General features: G+C 60.7%; 24 protein-coding genes and 1 tRNA gene. 13 read left to right on the top strand and 12 right to left on the bottom strand.

What is annotated here, in order from left to right:
- Nucleotides 1-195: hypothetical protein (locus H8B02_RS35055; RefSeq protein WP_229170425.1), on the bottom strand; the 195-nt coding region annotated here is incomplete at its 3' end.
- A gap of 361 nt (nt 196-556) precedes the next feature.
- Between H8B02_RS35055 and H8B02_RS35050 the strand changes: the two genes are divergently transcribed.
- The 5 genes from H8B02_RS35050 to H8B02_RS35030 all read left to right on the top strand — a co-directional run bounded on the left by H8B02_RS35050 (nt 557) and on the right by H8B02_RS35030 (nt 2,968).
- Nucleotides 557-955: a phasin family protein gene (locus tag H8B02_RS35050; RefSeq protein WP_229170424.1), complete on the top strand. Its 399-nt coding sequence runs from the start codon at nt 557-559 to the stop codon at nt 953-955.
- 269 nt (nt 956-1,224) lie between these two features.
- Nucleotides 1,225-1,662, top strand: coding sequence for a phasin (locus tag H8B02_RS35045; protein ID WP_176533651.1), 438 nt, complete (start codon nt 1,225-1,227; stop codon nt 1,660-1,662).
- Between the two features lie 187 nt (nt 1,663-1,849).
- Nucleotides 1,850-1,926: transfer RNA gene (locus H8B02_RS35040), tRNA-His, on the top strand.
- A 207-nt stretch (nt 1,927-2,133) separates the two neighbouring features.
- Entirely contained in the window at nt 2,134-2,418 is a 285-nt protein-coding gene (locus tag H8B02_RS35035) for a hypothetical protein (RefSeq protein WP_376711749.1), read from the top strand.
- Nucleotides 2,419-2,641: 223 nt separating this feature from the next.
- Entirely contained in the window at nt 2,642-2,968 is a 327-nt protein-coding gene (locus tag H8B02_RS35030; RefSeq protein ID WP_229170423.1) for a hypothetical protein, read from the top strand.
- A 12-nt stretch (nt 2,969-2,980) separates the two neighbouring features.
- On the opposite strand, the gene H8B02_RS48220 is transcribed toward H8B02_RS35030, so the two are convergent.
- Entirely contained in the window at nt 2,981-3,115 is a 135-nt protein-coding gene (locus H8B02_RS48220) for a hypothetical protein (RefSeq protein ID WP_283842289.1), read from the bottom strand.
- Nucleotides 3,116-3,149: 34 nt separating this feature from the next.
- Here H8B02_RS48220 and H8B02_RS35025 point away from each other — a divergent pair, with 34 nt between their 5' ends.
- Nucleotides 3,150-3,830: an AAA family ATPase gene (locus H8B02_RS35025; protein WP_021081815.1), complete on the top strand. Its 681-nt coding sequence runs from the start codon at nt 3,150-3,152 to the stop codon at nt 3,828-3,830.
- Nucleotides 3,831-3,938: 108 nt separating this feature from the next.
- Here H8B02_RS35025 and H8B02_RS35020 read toward each other — a convergent pair whose 3' ends face one another.
- Both H8B02_RS35020 and H8B02_RS35015 read right to left on the bottom strand, forming a co-directional pair.
- Nucleotides 3,939-4,082, bottom strand: coding sequence for a hypothetical protein (locus H8B02_RS35020; protein ID WP_229170422.1), 144 nt, complete (start codon nt 4,080-4,082; stop codon nt 3,939-3,941).
- Between the two features lie 155 nt (nt 4,083-4,237).
- A complete protein-coding gene (locus H8B02_RS35015; protein WP_092126096.1) occupies nt 4,238-4,534 on the bottom strand; it encodes a DUF4282 domain-containing protein in 297 nt (98 codons plus the stop codon).
- A 322-nt stretch (nt 4,535-4,856) separates the two neighbouring features.
- Between H8B02_RS35015 and H8B02_RS35010 the strand changes: the two genes are divergently transcribed.
- The 3 genes from H8B02_RS35010 to H8B02_RS35000 all read left to right on the top strand — a co-directional run bounded on the left by H8B02_RS35010 (nt 4,857) and on the right by H8B02_RS35000 (nt 6,145).
- A complete protein-coding gene (locus H8B02_RS35010; protein WP_173640865.1) occupies nt 4,857-5,315 on the top strand; it encodes a MaoC family dehydratase in 459 nt (152 codons plus the stop codon).
- An 8-nt stretch (nt 5,316-5,323) separates the two neighbouring features.
- Nucleotides 5,324-5,806: a MaoC family dehydratase gene (locus H8B02_RS35005; protein WP_229170421.1), complete on the top strand. Its 483-nt coding sequence runs from the start codon at nt 5,324-5,326 to the stop codon at nt 5,804-5,806.
- 195 nt (nt 5,807-6,001) lie between these two features.
- Nucleotides 6,002-6,145 carry a hypothetical protein gene (locus H8B02_RS35000; RefSeq protein WP_016841369.1) on the top strand — a complete coding sequence of 48 codons (144 nt, stop codon included), beginning with the start codon at nt 6,002-6,004 and terminating at the stop codon, nt 6,143-6,145.
- Nucleotides 6,146-6,252: 107 nt separating this feature from the next.
- Here the strand turns inward: H8B02_RS35000 and H8B02_RS34995 are convergent, their stop codons facing one another.
- The 6 genes from H8B02_RS34995 to H8B02_RS34970 form a co-directional block, all read right to left on the bottom strand.
- Nucleotides 6,253-6,393, bottom strand: a complete 141-nt coding sequence (locus H8B02_RS34995; RefSeq protein ID WP_229170420.1) for a hypothetical protein — start codon at nt 6,391-6,393, stop codon at nt 6,253-6,255.
- Between the two features lie 229 nt (nt 6,394-6,622).
- A complete protein-coding gene (locus H8B02_RS34990; protein WP_092117486.1) occupies nt 6,623-7,042 on the bottom strand; it encodes a hypothetical protein in 420 nt (139 codons plus the stop codon).
- Nucleotides 7,043-7,196: 154 nt separating this feature from the next.
- A complete protein-coding gene (locus H8B02_RS34985) occupies nt 7,197-8,162 on the bottom strand; it encodes a hypothetical protein (protein WP_229170419.1) in 966 nt (321 codons plus the stop codon).
- 245 nt (nt 8,163-8,407) lie between these two features.
- Nucleotides 8,408-8,842 carry a nuclear transport factor 2 family protein gene (locus tag H8B02_RS34980; RefSeq protein WP_229170418.1) on the bottom strand — a complete coding sequence of 145 codons (435 nt, stop codon included), beginning with the start codon at nt 8,840-8,842 and terminating at the stop codon, nt 8,408-8,410.
- Between the two features lie 288 nt (nt 8,843-9,130).
- The gene (locus tag H8B02_RS34975; RefSeq protein ID WP_097673103.1) at nt 9,131-9,391 is read right to left on the bottom strand and encodes a hypothetical protein; all 261 of its coding nucleotides are present in this window, start codon (nt 9,389-9,391) and stop codon (nt 9,131-9,133) included.
- A 229-nt stretch (nt 9,392-9,620) separates the two neighbouring features.
- On the bottom strand, nt 9,621-10,064 hold the full coding sequence (locus H8B02_RS34970; protein ID WP_229170417.1) for a nuclear transport factor 2 family protein: 444 nt from the start codon (nt 10,062-10,064) through the stop codon (nt 9,621-9,623).
- Nucleotides 10,065-10,421: 357 nt separating this feature from the next.
- Between H8B02_RS34970 and H8B02_RS34965 the strand changes: the two genes are divergently transcribed.
- The 4 genes from H8B02_RS34965 to H8B02_RS34950 all read left to right on the top strand — a co-directional run bounded on the left by H8B02_RS34965 (nt 10,422) and on the right by H8B02_RS34950 (nt 12,641).
- The gene (locus H8B02_RS34965) at nt 10,422-10,661 is read left to right on the top strand and encodes a hypothetical protein (protein WP_229170416.1); all 240 of its coding nucleotides are present in this window, start codon (nt 10,422-10,424) and stop codon (nt 10,659-10,661) included.
- A gap of 114 nt (nt 10,662-10,775) precedes the next feature.
- The gene (locus tag H8B02_RS34960) at nt 10,776-10,967 is read left to right on the top strand and encodes a hypothetical protein (protein WP_229170415.1); all 192 of its coding nucleotides are present in this window, start codon (nt 10,776-10,778) and stop codon (nt 10,965-10,967) included.
- Between the two features lie 758 nt (nt 10,968-11,725).
- Nucleotides 11,726-12,112: a hypothetical protein gene (locus H8B02_RS34955; RefSeq protein ID WP_229170414.1), complete on the top strand. Its 387-nt coding sequence runs from the start codon at nt 11,726-11,728 to the stop codon at nt 12,110-12,112.
- 37 nt (nt 12,113-12,149) lie between these two features.
- Nucleotides 12,150-12,641 carry a GNAT family N-acetyltransferase gene (locus tag H8B02_RS34950; protein WP_229170413.1) on the top strand — a complete coding sequence of 164 codons (492 nt, stop codon included), beginning with the start codon at nt 12,150-12,152 and terminating at the stop codon, nt 12,639-12,641.
- 61 nt (nt 12,642-12,702) lie between these two features.
- Here H8B02_RS34950 and H8B02_RS34945 read toward each other — a convergent pair whose 3' ends face one another.
- Together H8B02_RS34945 and H8B02_RS34940 are read right to left on the bottom strand one after the other, a co-directional pair.
- Nucleotides 12,703-13,587 (bottom strand): DNA adenine methylase, encoded by an 885-nt coding sequence (locus H8B02_RS34945; RefSeq protein WP_229170412.1) that lies wholly within the window; start codon nt 13,585-13,587, stop codon nt 12,703-12,705.
- A partial coding sequence (locus H8B02_RS34940; RefSeq protein WP_229170411.1) for a DGQHR domain-containing protein occupies nt 13,580-15,422 on the bottom strand: 1,843 nt, incomplete at its 5' end. The genes H8B02_RS34945 and H8B02_RS34940, both read right to left, overlap by 8 nt.

Raw genomic sequence — 15,422 nt, 5'->3', positions numbered from 1 at the left:
CGGATCGGCCGGGCCGAAGGCGCGCTTCGCCAGCTCGGCGCCATTGGCGGCACCGAATACCTGCGCGCCGACCGGATTGGCCCACAGAATCCGTGCGCCGTCGGCCGACCACAGCCATGCCGGCAGGGCGCCCGACGCATGGTCCGCCAGCCTTACATCGCCGAGCGCCTGGATCTGGAATTCCGCGTCACTCATCACGCAAGATTTGACCGCATGGTTTGGCTTCTTCCTTAGCTTTGCCGGAGCGCCGGCGGCCGCAGGACGACAGCCTTAACAGAAGGTTAGTATCGCAACTGGGGGGCGGCAGGTCCATGTCCGCGGCCAGGGTGCCCCGGCTTAAGCCGGGATAACGTTAACTTGGCTGAACGATCCACAGCCGTTTGGCGTTGTCGGGTAGAGAGAGGCGCTGCGACAGCGTGCTGCGGAGCCAGGGCGGCGCCGCGTCATAGCTGCGATTGCAGTGCCGCGATATGTCTGCCGTCTATTCTACCTTGTATTCTGCCTTGGGCCCGCAAGGCCAACCGGCGGGCCGATCACCAAGCGAGGGAGAGCGACCATGAGCGACAACGGGCGTGACCATTTCGAGATCCCCAAGTTCGAGATCCCCAAGGACATGCGGTCGATGGCGGAGGCGAGCTTCGATCAGGCGCGCAAGGCTTTCGACCAGTTCGTGACCAACGCGCGGGACACCGCCGGCAAGATCGAAGAGCGCAACGCAACGATGCGCGCCGGCGCCAAGGACCTTTCCGCCAAAGCGCTCGGCTACGCGGAAAAGAACGTGCAATCGTCGCTGGACTACGCCCAGTCGCTCCTCAAGGCCAAGGACCTCACCGAGGTGATGCGGCTGCACAGCGAATATGTGCAGGGCCAGATGCGCTCGCTCGCCGAGCAGGCCAGCGAAATGGGCCAGGCCGTCAGCCGTGCTGCGATGGATGCGGTCAAGCCGAAGAGCTGACGGGCGGGGCGATTCACGCTGATTTTGGCCCTCTAACCTTCGTCGGGCGTGGTAACCCCATATTCCGCCACATAAAAAATGTGGCGTTGCACGCGATCATACGTTGCGTTGCACAAAATTGACATGATATGGGTGTTTATTAGGCGAGCCCGACGAAGGGCACTCCCGTGAATCAAGGCAGCGTGATCCATTTCAACGCTCCCGGCCTGATGGGCTCCGGGGCGTTCGCAATGGTCACATCTACTCACCCGTTGCGAAGGATTACACGTATGACCAACCCGTCCGATCCGTTTTCCGCCTCGATCATCCCGTTCGAGGTTCCCGAGCAGATGCGCGCGTTCGCTGAAAAGGGCGTGCTGCAGGCCCGCGACAGCTACGCCAAGTTCAAGGACGCTGCCGAGACTCACAACTCGACGGTCGAGGCCGTGTTCACCTCGGTGAACAAGGGCGCCACCGCGTATTCGGCCAAGCTGATCGAGTTCTTCAAGGCCAACACCACCTCCTCGCTCGACTTCGCCCAGGAGCTGTTCAGCGTGAAGTCGCCGACCGAAGCGGTCGAGCTGTGGACCTCGCACGCCCGCAAGCAGTTCGAGACCTACACCGCGCAGGTCAAGGAACTGGCCGAGCTCGGCCAGAAGGTCGCCAGCGAGACCGCCGAGCCGATCAAGGCCAGCGCCTCGAAGTTCTACCAGCAGCCGGCCGCCTGATCTCGGCCTGCATGAGATAGCGGAAGGCCCGGGCCGATGCGGTCCGGGCCTTTCTGCTGGACGGGGGCCGTGGATTGGCCCGAGATAAGAGCGGAAATCAGCGCGTTACGGCCTTGCCAAAGGCGGGCGTTGCACCTAGTTTCCGCCGAAATCGCCGCCCCCTTTTTGCGGGGCCGTGCGTCAGGATGCAGTTGTAGCTCAGTTGGTTAGAGCGCCTGTCTGTGGAACAGGAGGTCGGTGGTTCGAGCCCACCCAACTGTACCATCCACAAACTCACGCAACGCGACATCGCAGGACCGGGTCTTCGCATGAGCGCTTGCGATCTTGTTCATCGCAGTCAGCGTGTCATCCCGCCCGCTTGCGCTTCTTCGTCGCATCACCCACACTCCAGGGAACGACGCCTTAACGACACCTTAGTGCCACCTTGGGGGACGCATGGGGACCGCCGGTTCAAGGAGTTTTTCGTTTGCGTTGATTTCAGCGGTCACCCTTGCCGCAATGCTGCTGCCGAGCCGGGGTGAGGCTTACACGCCCGACCAGCAGCAGGCCTGTACGCCGGATGCGTTCCGGCTTTGTGGTCCCGAGATTCCCGATGTCGATCGCATCACGGCCTGCATGATCAGGAACAGGGCGCAACTGTCGCCGGCCTGCCGCGTGTTCTTCCGCGCAGATCCCGAGCCGCGCGAGGCGAGCGAGCGCCGGCCGGCCAAGCGGAAGGTCTACAGGCCGCACAAGGCGAAGAAGTCCGCCCACTGAAGTCCACCAAAGGATCTGGTTCCCATCGCGCGCACGCGCCAGACTCGCTCATCGTTGTGACGCGAACCGGCGTCCGCTTCGTTCGAAAGCGAGCGATAGATCGCGCGGCTGCGATTTCAAGACTGTCGTGCGCGACAGACTGACGCCTTGTGACGCTGTCACGCAGCATCATCTCTGGGGTTGGTGATGTTTGCCAAATCCGTTTCGCGACGGAACGGATGGAGTGAGGCGCGTGAGCGAATACGACAAGCAAGAGATCGATCGGCACTTCGCCTGGTTCGAAGCCAAGCTTCCGGAAAGGCCGGCACGCTTCGTCGCGTGGCTGCGCAAGCCGTCGTCGCGCTATGTGCGGATTCCGCTCGCGATCCTGCTTATCATCGGCGGCATCTTCAGCTTCCTGCCGGTGCTCGGACTCTGGATGCTGCCGCTCGGACTCCTTTTGTTCGCGCAGGATGTCCCGTTCCTGCAGAAACCGACGGCGCAATTGCTCGGCTGGGTCGAGCGCAAGTGGATCGCGCGCCAGCGCGCCAAAACTGCCGAAAAACGCTAGGGGTGAGTCATATCAAATGCTTGGCGCTTCCATTTGCGGTTGCGTCATAAGTATAGTGTGACTCAAAAAGCAGAATGCACCGGTAATCTTGGCCACTTTGCGGATTGCAAGAAGTTTCTTCTTTCGCGAATCAGCATGCTGATTCATTTTCGCCTCCTGGGGTCAATCTGGAGGCCAACGTATGAACGTGATTGTTTTCGCTTCGCGTAAGGGGGGCTCGGGGAAAAGTACCCTGGCTGCTCACCTCGCCGCGCAAGTGCACAAGGCAACGAAGCCCTGTCTGCTGATCGACGCCGATCCGCAGGGCTCGCTGACGCTCTGGCATAAATTGCGCGGCACCAACGAGCCGGCGATCAAGACGGCGGTGAACTCGGTCAGCGGGATCATTGCTCAAGCCAAGCGCGACGGCATCGAGTGGGTGTTCATCGACACGCCGCCGAATTTGTCGGCTGTGGTCGACGACTCCATCAAGAACGCCACGATGGTGATCATTCCGGCGCGGCCCGGCGTGTTCGACGTCAACGCGGTGCAGGAAACGATTCAGACCTGCCGCTCGATGCGCAAGCCCTACGCCGTCGTGATCAACGGCGCGCCTGCGCAGCGTGACGGCGCCGAAAGCCGGATCGTCGCGATCGCGCGTGAGGCGCTGGCGAAATTTCGCGCACCGGTGTGGAGCGGCCAGATCACCAACCGCGCCGACCTTCTGATGGCGCTCGGCCAGGGTGAAGGCGCGCGCGAATATTATGCGGAAGGCCGCGCCGCCGCCGAGATCAATCGGCTGTGGGCCGCGATCGAACGTTCGATCAAGGCGATCCGCGGCACGGCGTCGGCGTCCGGCGCGATGCACAAGCAGGCGGCGTAACAACGCCGCTTTGGTTCGAACTGGAAAGAAACGCGCGGCACTCGCGCGTTTTTTGCGTGCTGATGCAACGCGCCTCGGCTTGCGCCCGCAATGACGCGATGGATGGCGTTACGCCACCATCAGCAGATAGAACGCGATCACCGGCGCCAGGGTCAGGATCACCGACCAGATGCCGACAGCCCATAGAATATCCTCGGTCGTAAAGCCCGGATCGCCCGGCCTCACGGCAATAAAACCATTCCTCGAATTCACGACGCCCCCGCGTTGGTCTTCAGCGCAATGCGGAGACTGATACGCGAGCGGTTTTAAGATCCCGCTCGGAATTTCGCTGGCATTTGCGCGCGGGTGCTACTTCGGATTAACCACAGCCCGGGCGGCAGGCCGCATCCGGCGGGAGGCCCAAAGCCTCAGTGCATGCCCCCGTCGCGATCGCGGATCGCGCCGAGATGCTCGTTGATCCGGAACACGATCAGGATGAACTCGGCGGCGATGCGCGACAACACGATGCCGACGAAGATGCTGGCGATCGACGCGAGTAACTGGATGAAGCCGACGAACGGGCTGATCGCCATCGCGGTGAGGCTCCACAGGATGCCGGAGATCCCGAACAGCACGATGACCGCGATCACCAGCCAGTAGAACGTCTTGATGATCGTGGGCGTGATGAAGCGGTCCCACTGAAACAGATCCTGGAAATCGAACATCATGGTTCTCCCGGCCAGCCGAAATATGATTCGCGTCTCGTTCATCCTACTGCGTCACCCCCGGCGTGATCACTTCGTCCCGGCAGCCTGCGCAGCAGGCGTCCGTCAGGACGAGGCGTTTCGCCGGGCCCAATGGTTCGGGGCGGCGCCAAAGCGCCTCCGCACCCAAAGGGATCGATGCCGCAGAAGCCCAATCAGTCTCGCCAAAGCCAGGCCCGGGACCGGGCGCCGGCAGTCCAGGGGCGAGCTATGCGAGTGGGCTGGTTGTGATTGCTGCAAATAACGGCCACAATCGGGCTTCCCTCCAGCATATCCTCACCCGATGACCACGCTGACCTTCGAAGACTTCAAGCCCGGCCGTTTCGGCACGTTCGGCCCGCGCCATGTTTCGCGCGAGGAAATTCTCGCCTTTGCCGCCGAATTCGACCCGCAGCCGATGCATCTCGACGAGGAGGCGGCGAAGAAATCCATGCTCCGTGGCCTGTCGGGCTCGGGCTGGCATCTCGGCTCGCTGATGATGCGGATGCTGTTCGACGGCTTCATCGGCCGCACCGCATCGCTGGGCGCGCCCGGGGTCAACGAGATGCGCTGGGTGGCGCCGCTGCGTCCGGGCGACGATTTGACGCTGGATGTCGATGTCATTGAAGCGCGCGTCTCGAAGAGCCGCCCCGAGACCGGCATCGTCACCTTCAAGAGCACGATCCGCAACGCGCGCGGCGAGATGCTGTGCGAGATGGAGGCGCCGATCATGATCAGCCGCCGTGACGCTGCGAGCGCATAGGAGACATCATGCGCTTTTTTGAAGACATCGAGATCGGCGCACGGCGCGAGTTCGGCTCATTCACCTTTACCGCCGAGGACATCAAGCGGTTTGCCGCGCAGTTCGATCCGCAGCGCTTCCATCTCGACGAGGAGGAGGGGCGCAAGTCGCTGTTCGGCGGGCTCGCCGCATCGGGCTGGCACGTTGCCAGTGTCTGCATGAAGCTGCTCGTCGCCGACGGCAAGCAACTCGCCGCGGAAGCCGCCGCCCGCGGCGAGACGGTCGCGGTCTGGGGACCCTCGCCGGGCTTCCGTGAGCTGCGCTGGATCCGCCCGGTGCTGGCCGGAGACACCATCAGCTTCACCAACCAGATCGAGACCAAGCGCACGTCCGAGAAGCGGCCGGAATGGGGCATCCTTCAGGCGCGCAACACCGGCGTCAATCAGCGCAATGAGGTGGTGTTCTCGTTCCTCGCGACCGCCTTCGTGCCGCGCCGGAATCCCGGTTCCTGATGTTGCCCCAGCGCCTCTGATGTTGCACGGACGCCATGGTTGGCAGCTACTTCTGCTGCCGACGTAGTTGTGCGTTGCGTGGAACTCATTTTTTGCTAACGCATTTTGAACCTTTGTCCCTGCCTTATGGCTGGGGGCACGAGCACTTGGGCGAACACTTGGCCTGGCAATTGGGCCGAACACCTGGGGACGACTATGGCAGATCGCAGCGCGCTGAAACTCGTCGGCATTATCTTTGCGACGGTAACGGTTGTCGTGATGCTGGCCACCGGAATGGTCGTGAAGGGCTTTGCCGATGGCAATTACTCCTTCGAGACCACCGCGAGCATCGATCGCTGATCGACCGTCTGTAATCCTCGGCGCTCGAGCGAGCGCCGTGGCGCGCATTCGCGCTTTTCAATGTGACCCGTCGGCAGGCTGCGTCACACTTCTCCCGATCCCGAAATTCAACGATTCCAGATCAGCACCATCACGACGGTCGCGGCTGCCAGGATGCCGAGGAACCGGATCATGATCGTGCCGATGCCCTGCTGCGGCTGGCGCAGCGGTATCGGATCGGCGGCGTTATCCGGCCGGAGGCTCTGCATGAATTCTCTCCAAATGGACGTCCCGGCAAGGCGCGGCCCGGACGCGAATTCCGGGTTGGACGCGGGCTCGGCATCTCAAGTTCAAATCGGCTTCTGCAAGAATTGACGCCGCGGAGTTTACACCGCGCTGAATAACGAATCGTTCTGCGCTGAATCGGCCCGCGCAAAACGAAGCCGCCGCCCCCTTGGTCGGGAGGCGGCGGCCATCAGTCTGGAAAACTGATCGGGATCAGCTGTTGCGCAGGCCGTCGGCGGCGCGCTTCCACTGCGAGACGTTGTCGGCGATCATGCGCGTCGACTTCATCGCGGCCTGGCTGAGCTGGGCATAGCCGGAGATCTCGCGCTGGACGCGCTGGCCCTCGGCATGCAGCAGGTCGCGCAGGCTCTCGAGCTCGCCGATCAGCTTCTCGATCTCGGCGAGCGAGGTGCCGGCGACGCGCTGGATCAGCGAGTTGACGTTGCTGACGGTCGCATCGGTATTGGTGTCGGTCGGCGCGGTCTCCGGGCTCGCCACCGGCCGGCGCAGATAGGCGATGTCGTTGCGCACGAAGTCGCGGATGCCGGCTTCGACTTCCGAGACCGCAGCAAGGTTGGAATCGACCTCGGAAGTCGTTTCAGCGGCTTCCTCGGTACGGTTGGTGGCGTTCATCGGCTTTCCCCTGGTTCGCAATAGCGAAGCGCGGCTTGTCCCCCGCACGACGAATTGATGAAGTTACGGACCTATCAGTGCCGCCGAATTTGACCGCATCTGGGCCAAGTTGGGGCAATGCCTGATCATTAGCGCGACAGGGCTAACAGATCGTTCACCATGAGCGCTTGTAGCCGGCGCCGATGCTCTTGTTGATCGTGCCCTGGGGGGTCTCGCCGACCGAGCCGGAGACGGTGACGCCGTCGAACAGCTTCTGCTCGGCGCCGACCCGGCGCAGCCATCGGTCCTCGGCGGTCGACAGCGTCTGGCCGGCGGTGATGCTGGTGCCGGTGTCGCGAACGGACAGGCGCGCCGACTGATCGGTATCGTAGCTGCGCGACGGATGGCCGTCGACGCCGGGTACCGGCACCACGCCCTGCTGGATCAAATTGTAGCCGCTCTGCAAGGTCAGCGAATACTGCTCCGACAGCGGCACCGATTTGCTGAGCGAGGTGCCGACCTTGCTCTGGTCGGCGCCCGGATCGACGCGCGCCTCGACCGAGGTCTTGTCCCAGATCGAAGCCACGCCGCCCGTCGAGATCGAAGCCCAGGCCGAGCCGCCGGATTGCGGCAGGCCGCCGCCATTGGCGAGCCGCTCCGACAATTGCTCCGACGTCGTCATCGTGCCCTGCTTGGCGACCGTCATGTCGGCGCCGATGCGGGTGTCGAGGAACGGCGAGACTGACTGCTTGACCGACACCGCCGACGAGCCGTTGGCGTTGTTGTTGGTCGACCAGGACGGATCGTTGCCGGCGATGCTGCTGGGTTTGGCCGCACTCTTCGGCGCCAGCGTGGGCAGGCTGGTGGAGTCGGTATCGAGCTGGCTCCAGTCGAGCTTGCTCTGGTCGATGTCCTTCAGGATGTCGGCGTCATTGGCGTCGGCCGCCGGCGGCGCCTCGTCGGCCGCAGCCTCGGCGTCATCAGCGGGGGCGCCTTTCGCGCTGTCTTTCGCGATGTCCTGGGCGGCGGGAGCGATCGCCCATGGTGAGGTCTGCGCCGTGGCCGAAAGCGCTATCGCCACGCTGAAGCCGGCCGCCAGCACCGGCAGCCTTGTCCAGCCAAATCGTGATGTAGAAGTCATTCCCAGCCCGCAAATTCCAGCGCCGCAACATGCGGTTTTCTTGGCGCGAAATTGTGGCAACGGCGCTGCGAAGGCAACTGATCAACGCGTGATCGTCATGTCCGGGACAAACGCTAAGCGCGTTGGCGCATCGCGCCGCCCCGGGCGCGGCCGTTCGGGGCTGGCAAAACAGGCCGCTTCTGCCGGGGCGCCTCAACGCGAAGGCGCGGCCCCGGACATGACGAAGGCGTGAAATCGTGGCGCCGTCAGACCGCGATGCGCGGCAGATGGATCGGGTAACCGACGGTCTGCTCGACCAGGTCGAAACTGTCGACCAGCACGCGGAAGCTCGTGAGCTTGCCGGCCCTGAACTGCGCGAAATGCGCGATCCTGAGCGAGATCGGCTTGTTGGAGTCCAATGCCGTCAGCGAATAGCGCAGCATCGAGGCCGCGGAATCCGCGCCCAGCATGATGGACTCCCGATCGAAGCGGTGAACCCTCAGGTTCTCGCCGATCTGCCTGATCACCTCGAGCACGGCGGCCTTGCCGCGACGCGAGCCGAAAAAGGAAAACAGGTCGATCGGCCCGTAGATGGCCCATTCGACCTCGTCATCGAGCAGCGGCTCGATGTCTGCAAGCTGGCGTTCGTTGATCGCGCGATGCAATGCGCGCGAAAAACGCCAGAGGCTGTGCTCTGTCATTTTGGTCTCGTCCTGAAACTGGATTTTCAAAGCAAACGAATGGCAGGCGGTCAGCGTCGACGCCCTGCCAGGTTGCTGCACGTCACTATTACCGCCTCAAATAGGGCGGAACGGCGAAAACGCAAATGACTTTTTTGCAATGCACAATTGCGCCGGTTTTGACCGGAATGTGACCGTCTGTCTACAGAACCCCGTTCCAATGGAATCGGAACGGGGTTCTGGATTCCAGTTTTGACGCGTTTTCTTCACGCGAACCGGCATCCACTTCGCTCGAAAACGGTCCGTAATTCAGCGGTCGCGCTGCCGCAGCGGTTGCCGCTCGATCACGATCTCGGCGTCGCGGATCGCCACCACCGCGAACAACAGCGCGCCGCCGATGCCGCCGATCGCCGCGCCGAGCGGCATGAAGGTGAAAAACACCAGCGTTCCGCTGTCGAGACCTGAGGTTTTGGCCAGTCCGATCCAGGTGAGCCCGGCTCCGATGCCGAGAGCGGCGCCGCCAAGGGCGCCCAGTGCAAGGCCAAGCACAGCGAGCAATGCGACTTTCATGGTGATTTCAGCCCCGACCGCAACAAGCCCAGTGATAGGTCAGCGCCGGGCCTTCGAGGTTCAACGCTGGCGGGGACGAATTTGCGGGGCGGGGGCGCCGGCGTCGGTTGCCCCGTGTTCCGGGAACTAGAGCGTTTTCGAGCGAAGTGGACACCGGTTCGCGTGAAGAAAACGCGTCAAAACAAGAATCTAGAGCTTCGGTTCTGATTCAATCAGAACCGAAAATGCTCTAGTCCGCGTTTTGCCCGGTCAGCGCCGCTGTGACATCACGCTCCAGCACCTGCTGGACGAGGTCGAATGTGTCGATGATCTCGCGGATCTCGGTGATCTTGCCGTCGCGCAGCGTGTAGAACACCGCGACGTCGAATTGCACCACGCGGGCGTTGTTGCGCTTGCGCAAGAACACCCGCAGTTGCGCCGCGACCTTGTCGCCTTCGGCCACCACCATCGGCGCCTCGTAGCGCATGTCGGAATAGCGCTCGTGGATCGTGGTCCACATCTGGCGCAGCGTGGCCTTGCCGCGGTGCTGGCCCATGTGCGGAAGAATGTCGATCGGGGCGTTGGCGAGAAACGCGACGTCGTCACTGCAGCGATCGAGCGCGCCCTCGATGCCGCCGGCATAATAGACGTCGAGGAAGTTCAAGACGCGTTGCCGGTTCAAATCCTCGCCCATGTTCGACTCCGCCGGTTCAGTCCGACTCGCCTTCGACTGGCCCTGGCCCGCATTGTGAACCGAAGCGTTCCACTCTCAAACATATGTTTTGACGCACGAGACGCGATTAGGTTCGGCAACCGGAACGTGCATTGCGGCACAACATGCATGCGGTTGCTCCGGGGTGCCATCCCGACATGGCAGGAAACTGAACTGGTGAAACTGAACTGATCGCGTCTCGACGACGTGAAGCGCGCTGGGGCGGGTGGCCGCGAATTCATGAGAACTCCCCGGGCGTTTCACGTTGGCCCTGAAGCGGCGGGAACCGGCGGGGCGGCTCCGCCGTTGATGCCCTAAGAATTCCATTGGAGCCGTATCATGAAATCGATTCTTCTCGCTTCCGCCATTGCCGTCAGTGCGCTTGCCGCAACCTCGCCCGTCGACGCCAAGGGCTGCATCAAGGGTGCGGTCGTCGGCGGTGTCGCCGGTCATTATGCCGGCCATCACGGCATGCTCGGCGCCGCCGCCGGATGTCTCTACGGCCGCCATCACGCCAGGGAGCAGGACCGTCAGCGCCAACAGCAGCAGGCGCAGCCCTCGCAGCAGGAAAAGCTGTAAGCTCAATTGTGAAGGCGAGCATCGGGAACGTGAAGCCACGTTCCGGAACGTGAGTCACGTTCGGGAACGCCGTCCGCGCGGGCGGCGTTGTCTCCTTGCGTGACGGAGACGATGATGACGAAACCAAAGACCGGGAACATCCAGCCCGTTCCCGACGACAACCAGAGCCACAAGGGGCCCGGCAGCGCCCCGGGCGTTCCGCTCGACACCACCAAGGGCCATCGCGACGACGAGAAGCACAACATCCGCGAGCAGGCCGCGCACGGCAATCTGACCCAGAACACCAGCAACAAGCGGTCGGGGTAGGGCACGAAGCGGCGCGACATACTCCGCCGTCGTCCCGGCGAAAGCCGGGACCCATAACCACAGGATCATGTTGTTGAAGCGAGCTGGAGCCACAGCGCGTCAGAACAATTTCCGTCGGTGGTAATGGGTCCGGCTTTCGCCGGGACGACGATGGAAGTCGGATTCACCTGTCAAACAGCGATGAGGATGTGCGCGCTCGTTCTCGCGACATGAATCGCCCGAGGTTTGCATTTCGTTTGCCCTCTCATCAGGCAGAGGGCGCAGGGAAGACCGGGTGCCGATCGCACCCATGGGCCCCGAGCAATGGGTAGAAAGCTCGGGGGTAGGACCACAGGTGTAACCGGAAACAGCCCGGCCTTCCCTGCGCGATGGGTTACGGCTTACTTCGTGCTCTCCCCGGCGAGACTGGGCTTTTTTGTCACCGTCTTCGCAAGGCGTATTCGCGCTTTGCGAAAAGACACCGGCCGCTAGGGCGTCAGGACCACACGACTTCACCGTCCGCGTCAGGCTCACTCGTCAGTCGAGCCATCAGCGTCCACCGCATCTCGACCCGCGTTCGTGACGATCGCGAAGCGCCCCTCGATCGGGTGAGACGGGCGTATTGAACATCCGAGTTGGGGTACGCGTCAATTTAAATTCTGAAAATCAGAACGAATTTTCGCAACCCGCTTCCCGCGTGACCCGCATCACGCCGCCGGAGAAAGCGCCCGGCTAGGTTGGCGGCATCGGATCATCCGACTGCCAAGGGAAACGCCGCCATGAATGCCATCGCCGCACCGAAATCGCCTGCGCAGAACCGGCTCGAAGGCTTTGCGCTCACCGCCATCCTGCAGGGCCTGCCGACCTTCGCCGCCGCCGTGCTGATGCTGAAGATGTTCGGCGCCCCGGAAATCGTCGGCGAACGCTATGGCGCCGCGATCTACGTCGTGCTCGCCTCGCTGGTCTATGCCGCGATCACGCCGTGGCTTGCCGCCAAATTCCCGAAACGCTTCGTGCACATCCACGCGCCTGTCTTCTTCGACGCGAGCCTGTCGTTCGCCGAGAAGATCGCGCAATGGCGGAGCCAGCCCACGGTCTCGCTGCAACTCATGACGACGATGATCATGATGTCGCTGCTGGCGGTCGCGGCGGTGAGCATGGGCTGAGCTTGCGCTTCGCCGCCGATCGGCCTTATCTGCGCGCGTGCAGATCAGGGATGAACGCGATGAGGATGCCGCCGCGATCAGCCGCATCACGACGGCCGCATTCGCTGACGCGCCGCACAGCAGCGGCACCGAAGCCCGCATCGTCGAGGCGCTGCGCCAGGCCGAAGCGCTGACCGTGTCGCTGGTCGCGACGTCGGATGACGGACGCATCGTCGGCCACGTCGCCTTCTCGCCGGTGCGGATCGATGGCGTAGCAGGACGCTGGTACGGCCTCGGCCCCGTCTCGGTCACACCCGACCTGCAACGCCAGGGCATTGGCGGCGCGCTGATCGGTGAGGGACTGATCCGGCTTGCGGCACTCGGGGCCCATGGCTGCGTCGTGCTCGGTGAGCCCGCGTACTACCGTCGCTTCTGCTTCCTCGATGATCGCACGCTGACCTATGGCGGCAAGCCGAGTCCGTACTTCCAGCGGCTGGTGCTGAGAGGAGAAGCGCCGAAAGGGGATGTGAGTTACCATCTTGCGTTTTGACGTCGGGGCGCCGCACTAGCGGCGTCCCGAAGATAGGCGATCATCAAGATAGGATTCTCTGTTAGGCAGGGAGACGGAACGATGCTCGGGAACGGTCCCTCTTATTTGCTTTGATTGAAGTCTGACGCTTCTCTTCAGCATCGTAGCCGATGGTGATCACTAGCTCCGAACTCATGCGCCTGTGTTGACTTTGCGCTGATACGACGCTTGCCCGATCTAGTCTGTACGGGCGGCCGAGGCCTCTGTAGAGTTCACGAACGCTTTGATGATCGGCATTTGTGAGTAGAATGAGAGCGCCCCGATTGGCCGCTCTCTCGATAGCTTCTCTCAACCTTATCTGATCAGACCAGGCAAAGAGCTGCTGATTGTATTTTATGAAGCCATTGTTGTTGTGCTTCACCGTGTAGGGAGGGTCAACGAAGATGAAATCGTTCGCCGTCGCGAGTTCGATGGTCGTCTCAAAATCCTGAGCGAGCAGTCGGCTCTTTCTAAGGACGCGTGAGACTGATCTGAAGTCGTCGTCGTCCATGACAATCTTCTGCTTGCTTCCCTTCGGAACGTTGAAATTTCCTTCGAGGTTGACGCGGTAGATGCCATTGAAGCAAGCTCTGTTCAAATAGATGAAGCGTGCAGCTTCATCTATTTGGTTTGAGAAGCGCGAACTCCTAATGCGATAATAATATGCGTCGTCATGGTTGCGCTGGTGCCGCTCAAGCTGTGCAGTGATTTTGCGCCAATCTTTTTTGATTGCCTTGTAACAAGCTATCAGGTCGGCATTAGCATCGCTTAAGATGCTTTGATCTGGCTGCAAGTGAAAGAGAACCGCTCCACCGCCAAGAAATGGCTCAACGTACGTGTTGAACGTGTCCGGAAGAAGCCAGTCATGATTAGCCGTCAGCCATCGCTTTCCGCCGACCCACTTTAGGAAGGGACTAATCTCAGTCACGTCTTGATAGCCTTCTTTCCAGCTCTGTCTCGAGAAAATTTAGAAACTCAAAATCAGATTCTTTATAGGATCGATTTGCTGGATGGGCCATTATCTTTCGTGCATCGTTCAGCTTATCAAACCATGAGACATTCTTTTGATTTCCGCTGCGATCACTGGCCAGCTTTATATTCATGGTGGGCTCAAATAGCGCCCAGTTGTTCTTGTGTTCGACAATTTTCTTAAGATCGACGACGTCGAGATAGGTGATGGGGTCGAGTTGTTCCTCCGGGTCCGCGTCTTGCTGCCTGTCAAGCCCCTTCATTCGGATGTCTTTCTGCGGGATGCCGATCTTGTAGTATGCTTCGCCGTAGGCTCGACGAAGTATGTCGATGACGTGGACGTGAGTCCTGTCGATGATTTTTCTCACTTGCTCGTCGGCGTGACGAGATTCTTCACTCGATTTTGTGCTCTGATATTCTAGATAGCCCGTTGGTGAGAAAGTCGGGAATCGTTCATTCACAAGTCTGGCGAGCTCGAAGAAGTATCGGGGAGGACCTCCTGATCCAAAGACGGGCTTAAAGCATGGGTCGAAGTCAGTGTCGTTCGCTTGCGCGATGTACGCGAGTACTGGCTCTAGATACGGGGCGATCTGATCGACAAGTTCGTCGGGATCCAGCTGGCTCGGGTCTTGCTTCGTTTCCGCAAGCAGGAAGTCGCATAGTGCTGCGAGCAGCCTGATATGCCCGGCTATCCCGATATTGATGCAGATGTGAGCTGGCCGCCCGGCCTCCCAGCGATCTGGGTTGGCGCGTCGAAGTTTTTCGAAGTAGTTCGAGAGTAGTTCTGAGAGCGCCTCCAGTGTTTCTTCGCTGGTCACGCGGCTCGCATATCCAGGCGTAGGCAGCCGGTCTTTAGATCCAGGCCGTCCGATCAGGCCTGATTGAACTATCGCCTTCTTCAACTCGGAGATCGTCAGACAAGTGGTGTCACTTTCTTCTGTCTCCGGCGTTTTCATTCTATCGTTGAACGGTCCGCCGTTTTCCGCATCGAGCAATGATAAGGCTCGGGATGCTATGGCGCCTATACGTGATTTAAAGTCTTCGGACTCAAATTTCAGGTCACCTTCTAGTTCATCGAGAATATTCCGAGAGACTTTCGCTTGCTTTCCGTTGATGGTTGCAAAAAGGTCAGCCTCTACTTCTCTCGGAATGTTTTCGAAAGCGACGACCGCGATAGCGTTCTTTTTCCGACTTGTAGTTTCTGTGAAGCCATAAAGCCGATGTTGTCCGTCAATGATCCACGCAGTTTTATAGGCATCTGGAAGATAGAGGTCGCCGAAGTGAATCTGACGATCTTCATAACTCTGCCGGATATCGAACCGAACCCGCTTCTTGAAGTTGACTAGGATTGAGTTGGGAAAGAATCCTCCGCCATCTAAGAATGTCCCAATTTGGTTGAGGCGGGCGCGCTTCACTAGGCGCTGATACGCAGGATTTCCCGTCGGATCCCTGAGACTACGATGATTTACAAAAGCGATCGGGAGGAGACGCTCAGGTGGAGCGAGAAAATAGTAGGCTTGATGACCTCCAATTTTGGACCGGATTGCCGGCACCAAATGATCCTCAAGATTTTTGATTCGAGTTCCTTCGAGAAACTCAGCAAGGAACTGATACTTTGCGGCTTTGCCCACGTTCCGTGAGATCTCTTCATAGTATCGGAGATCCCTGTCGCCTACGATCTGGATATTTTCGTGCGCGGCTCTCTTAACGTCGGATGAGGAGAGATTGATGTTTCGGGTGACAAAAATCCAAATGAACTTTAACTTCTCTTCTCTCCCGTAATGAGAGGTCACC

Source organism: Bradyrhizobium altum (genome assembly GCF_020889705.1).
Taxonomy (GTDB): Bacteria; Pseudomonadota; Alphaproteobacteria; order Rhizobiales; family Xanthobacteraceae; genus Bradyrhizobium; species Bradyrhizobium altum.
The sequence above is the reverse complement of the archived record's forward strand: the minus strand, read 5'-3'. Positions and strand labels throughout refer to the sequence as shown.